Here is a 5,145-nt window from a genome sequence, read left to right on the forward strand (position 1 = left end):
ATACGCGGCGCGGGAAACCTACTCGGCAGCCAACAGAGCGGGCACATCGCTGCGATCGGCTACGAGATGTATTGCCAACTGCTCGAAGACGCCGTCCGCCAGATGCAAAATCTGCCGCCTGCCCTGTCCGCAGACGTCGACATCGACCTGCCGATCGAAGCTTATCTGGCACCGGACTACGTGCCCGATTTGCGTCACAAGATCGATCTGTATCGGCGGATCGCCAAGATCGAGAACGCCGATGAGATCGGATTGATTCGCGAAGAGCTGTTGGACCGATTCGGCCCGCTGCCCGATGCGGCCGAGCGGATGCTGGAATTGGCCGAACTGCGTCTCGATGCCGCCGCCTGGCAGATCGCGTCGATCACCAGCGACGCAAGATTCATCGTGCTGCACTACACCCAGCGTCGCCGCGTGGAACTGCTGGCCAAACATTCGAAGTACCCGGTTCGAATCGTCGACGCCAAACGCGCCTACATTCCGCTGCGGCCCCAGAAGAAACCCGGATCGAAAAAACAGCCCCCCAAAAACTATCCCGAAATCGACATCGATGATCCGACCGGTGGCGGGTATCTGAAACTGGCCCGCGGCGTGTTGGGTTGATGCGTCCCCGTGGGGTGACGCTGTGAAGCATTTCTTTCCTGCGTTAGACGCGGTGTTAGCGGCAGGGCGCGAGCCGACGGGCCCGAACTCCGGCCACCCGCTTTCATCGCCTCGGGTTTCTGAGCGCTACAAATACATCCCGACAAAGCCCTGGCCGAGTTCGTTTTCTTCGGCCAACTTTTGCATGCGGGCTTCGGTTTTGGACAGATCACCGGCCTCGATGTAACGATCGAATTCGACCAGCACCGCATGCTGAACCGACTCGGCGAAAAAATCCACGATCGGCTGTGACAGCCAGCCACACGTCTCGCGCAACAGTTTCACCGTCAGGTCGACCGATCGAGTTTTGCGATCTTCTTCGCCCGTCAGCGCGGTGCCTTCGAATGAGAACGCGATCTCGCCGCGATTGGTCGCGTTGGTCAGGTGGAACACGCACGTGCAACGGTGCAGGTAATACGTGTTGTGGGTGCCGTGTTTTTTCATCGCCGCCTTGACCCGCTGGACGAACTGCTCGTACGCCGGCGACGCGTCCAGGGGCACATCCAATCGCGACACGCTTCGCAGCGGCAGACAATCGAATTCGATTTCGACCCATTGGCCTTTCATTGGATTTTCTCCTGGGGTTGTGAAAAGAATCACATGGCATCACATGGCGTGTGTCCAGGTGGCTGGAAACATCGGCCTTGATGCAGAAAACCTAACGCCACAGCGACTTTTTTGCGAGCCTGGGAACTGCATTGCGAAACAATCGACGTCGAACCTTGCCGATGCGATGGATCGCCACGGCAAGGAAATTTTCTTGACACCGCCGTCGCTTCAGCAAAAAACGGAATCCCCGGGCAGCCATTGAGAGGGTGCCTTGGGATCGTCCACCGTTCTCATCGTTTTATCCCGGAGCAAGCCTTATGACGCCCAACACCTGTGCACGCGACATGATGGTATCGAACCTGACGACACTCTCGCCAGACATGGACGTTTTGGAAGCCCTCGATGTTCTGCTGCAACATCGAATTTCCGGTGCACCGGTGGTCGACCGGGACGATCGTTTTCTAGGGATCTTCTCGGAAAAATCTTGTATCCGATTCGTCGTCAACGCGGCCTACGAACAGATGCCGTCGAACAACGTGATGGCGTTTGTCGACACCGATCCCCCGACCATTGAAGCGCGCACGGATTTGCTTTCGATCGCCCAGACGTTCTTGGATGCATCGTGCCGCAGGTTGCCCGTGTTGGATTCCAACCGGCGGTTGCTCGGTCAGATTTCACGTCGCGACGTGATGCGTGAAGTCCGCGATCACCTGAATAAACAAGAGCCGGTCGCGACGGGTGCGGGGCTGTACCTCAGTGCGGTGATCGACGGCGTCGACCGTCCGTTTCGGGCAGCACGTTAGGGCAGCGCGTTGGGGATCGAGCGCGACCGAAGCGCCGCGGAGGAGTTAGCGGAACGGCGTAAGCCGTGCGGTTTCAGCGTCGTCGAAAACGGGTTGAAAGACCGGAGGGCTCGCGCCCTGCCGCTAACAATAACCATTCGTTTGGTGCCAACGTCTACCGGGAGAGCGCCAGCGAACCGAGTATCCCGGAGGGATCACAGCGAGTAGCCGGAGGTCAGCGCAGCGCCACCTCCGGGTCGCCGTTCGCGGTCATGCCACGCCGTTCACGTATCCGTCAGCGTGGCGGCGGCGGCGAGTTGTTGGATTTGGCGGAGTTTGACGAAGTTGTCGCGATAGAGCACCGACGTGGCTTCTTTCATTTGCCGCAAGTCCTCGCGGACCTCGTCAAAGAATTCTTTCAGCGCGACGTTTTCGACCTGGTGCTGGGCGAGATCCTGCTCGAGCTTCAGCTTTTCTTCCTGTCCTTTTTCCAGCATGCCCAGCGTGGCGGCGATCGCGGCGTCCAGAACTTGCTTTTCGTACTGCATTTCGGCGATGCGGACATCGAGTTCGCTGATTTGCAATCGAATCCGTCGCAAGACATAGCGATAGTCGTTCAGCGGTCGCAAGTAATACGTGTCGACCAGCGAGGCGACTTTTTCTTGGTCGATCAACAGCTTGGCGGCTTCCTCTTTGACGACCAATTCATCGCCGACGGCAAACGTGATCGAACCTCCATCGGCGCGTTGCAGACTGCTATCGACCGCTCGTCCGTTGTTGTCAAAGAAGCCGCCTTCGAGCGCACCACGCTGTTCGGGACTGTCCACATCGATCGTGTACTTCTTGTCGAAGCGGACTTTGACCCAACGAGCCGCGGGGTCTTCCGGCGATCCGCGTTGTCCGTCACGGAGGTAATTGGCGATCGTTTCCTTGTTCGATTCCTCGCGATTGGCTCGCAGGATCATGTTGACCAATTCGTCGTCGACGCGTCCAAGAATGTTGTCTTCGTCGGCCTTGCTGCCTTCGGCGATGAACGGTTCGTGACCGTCCAGCGGCAACATCTCGTACAGCGACCAACTGACCGCGCGGCCGCTGTTGATGGCATCCAATTGGTTTTGTTCCAGCGGGAACGTCGGGGCGATGGTGACCACGTTGGGTTGGCTGGCGATCACTTTGAACTCGCCCAGGTAGACCATCGGGACGGGTTGTTCCAGATCGCGGAATTTGCCTTCAGCGAATCCGTAAACGACCAAGCCGACCGGGACCAAGGGGCCGGCGGCGGCATCCGCCGCCGGGGCCGGTTCGCCGGGCACGGCGGGGGCGGTGTTGGCTCGCAACGTGATTTGACCGGAGGGATCCGCTCCGCCGAACGCCAGACTTCGCCAGCGTCGACCGGCTTCGGTGCCGAGGTTAGACAGCTTCAGCGACAGCGCCTTCAAGCCTTCGCCACCGGTCGCGCCTCCGCCATCGCCGTACTGCAGCAGGCGATTCTCGTCTTCGACGTTAGCCAGTCGCCCCTCCAAGTCTTCTTTGATCTTGTGCCACGCCTGGCGACTCTTCAGCACCCCTGCGGTCGGGAACAGCAAGATGATCGCCAACAACATCGCGATCACCGCGCTGGTGATGTGGTACCAACGCCACTGTTTGGCCGCTTTGACCACCATCACGACGAAGGCGATGAACATCGCCAACAAGACTGCCAGAATAATGAATTTCATGATGGTTGGGCGGCGACAGATCGTCGTCAGAGGAGGCGATTTTTAGGGACCCGCGCGGTGCAGCGCCGGCGTCTGAAGCCTTCGAACAGGCTCGAAAACGGGTTTGGTGCGGAAAAGGTGCAGGTTTCCAACCGTTGGATACTAAGTTGGGCAAGATAGAGCGTCAAGCATTTCTATGGTTTCGGAGCATCTTGCCTGGCCGATTCAGTCTTCCTAAGCCCCAAACGCCAAATTCGAGCCGGATTCGGACACGTTTTGTCGGTGTGGGGCGGTCGCAGGGATCCGTCGCCCAGGCCGAATCACCGTCACAGCCGGAACAACCGGCCCCCCTGCCGTGCCAAAACCGCCCACTCGCCCGGCGAAACGGTGATGATTCCATTCCCTGTTGTCCGAATCGATGGTTGGGTTGTTCTGGCAATGCCAATTGAACGACTCAATTGACTCGCAGCGATTTGCCTTTTGGTAGCAATTCGCCGCATCGTAACCATTCGAACGGAATCGCGGATCAAACGTGGCTACAAAACAGACATTGCGTAGAGTGCGAACGAGCCGAAAAAAGACCTCGGGCAAACGAAATCACCTGGCCACCGCACTGCTGAGTGCCTCCTTGGCCGCCCTGACCGGGCTCAGCGCGATCGGATGCCACCGCCAGTACTACCGCAAGCAGGCCGACCAGGAAGTTGCGTGCCTGTTGCAAGAGAAAACCTCCCATCTGGCGCGGCGACCGAATGCCGACCTGGGGATCGATGTCGACCGTCGCAGCCGGATGTACAACCCGTTCGACCTGGATTTCCAGCCGATGCCGATGGATGATCCCGCGTCGCATCGCTACATGCAGTGCGTCGATGGGCGTCGCGGCTACCCGATGTGGGACGCGGCCGGGTTCACCAATTCAGTGGAGAACCCGGACTGGTATCAATTCTTGCCGCTGGACAAGGACGGCGTGCTGGTGCTCAACGCCGAAACCGCCGTCCAGATCGCCTTGCTGCACTCGACGGACTACCAGCAACAACTTGAGACGCTGTACTTGTCGGCGCTCGATGTCAGCAGCGAACGATTCCAGTTCGACACACAGTTCTTTGGCGGCAGCGGCGCGTTCTATGACATGACCGGTGGCGGCGACAGTTCTCAATTAGGCGTCGGCACTTCGGGACTAAACTTCAATCGCGCCTTCGCCCACGGCGGAAGCCTGGTGGCCGGTGTCGCCAACAACATCGTTTGGGAACTGAGCGGCAACAACACGCAGAACGCAACGTCGCTGATGAGCTTTCAGCTGTTTCAGCCCTTGCTGCGAGCAGCCGGGCGCGACAAGGTGATGACGCGTTTGACGCTGGCCGAGCGTTCCTTGCTGGCGAACATTCGTTCCTTCGAGCGATTTCGCCGCAGCTTTTATCTGAACGTCACAGTGGGACGAGGTCTGGAAAGCCAGGTTCGACGAAGTGGCGGTGTGTTCG

General features: G+C 59.0%; 4 protein-coding genes and 1 pseudogene. 3 read left to right on the forward strand and 2 right to left on the reverse strand.

Annotated elements, in window-relative coordinates:
- Positions 1 to 603 (forward strand): TRCF domain-containing protein (locus ABX749_RS21020; RefSeq protein ID WP_372897702.1); only part of this gene is annotated, 603 nt, incomplete at its 5' end.
- A gap of 126 nt (positions 604 to 729) precedes the next feature.
- Here the strand turns inward: ABX749_RS21020 and ABX749_RS21025 are convergent.
- Positions 730 to 1,209 (reverse strand): hypothetical protein, encoded by a 480-nt coding sequence (locus ABX749_RS21025; RefSeq protein ID WP_145210352.1) that lies wholly within the window; start codon positions 1,207 to 1,209, stop codon positions 730 to 732.
- 299 nt (positions 1,210 to 1,508) lie between these two features.
- On the opposite strand from ABX749_RS21025, the gene ABX749_RS21030 reads away from it, so the two are divergent.
- Positions 1,509 to 1,994 (forward strand): CBS domain-containing protein, encoded by a 486-nt coding sequence (locus ABX749_RS21030; protein WP_145210355.1) that lies wholly within the window; start codon positions 1,509 to 1,511, stop codon positions 1,992 to 1,994.
- A gap of 263 nt (positions 1,995 to 2,257) precedes the next feature.
- On the opposite strand, the gene ABX749_RS21035 is transcribed toward ABX749_RS21030, so the two are convergent.
- The gene (locus tag ABX749_RS21035; protein WP_372897703.1) at positions 2,258 to 3,691 is read right to left on the reverse strand and encodes a hypothetical protein; all 1,434 of its coding nucleotides are present in this window, start codon (positions 3,689 to 3,691) and stop codon (positions 2,258 to 2,260) included.
- A 538-nt stretch (positions 3,692 to 4,229) separates the two neighbouring features.
- Here ABX749_RS21035 and ABX749_RS21040 point away from each other — a divergent pair.
- Positions 4,230 to 5,145: pseudogene (locus ABX749_RS21040) on the forward strand (hypothetical protein); the annotation flags it as partial.

The sequence above is a fragment of the Stieleria sp. genome (assembly GCF_041595215.1).
Classification (GTDB): Bacteria; Planctomycetota; Planctomycetia; order Pirellulales; family Pirellulaceae; genus Stieleria; species Stieleria magnilauensis.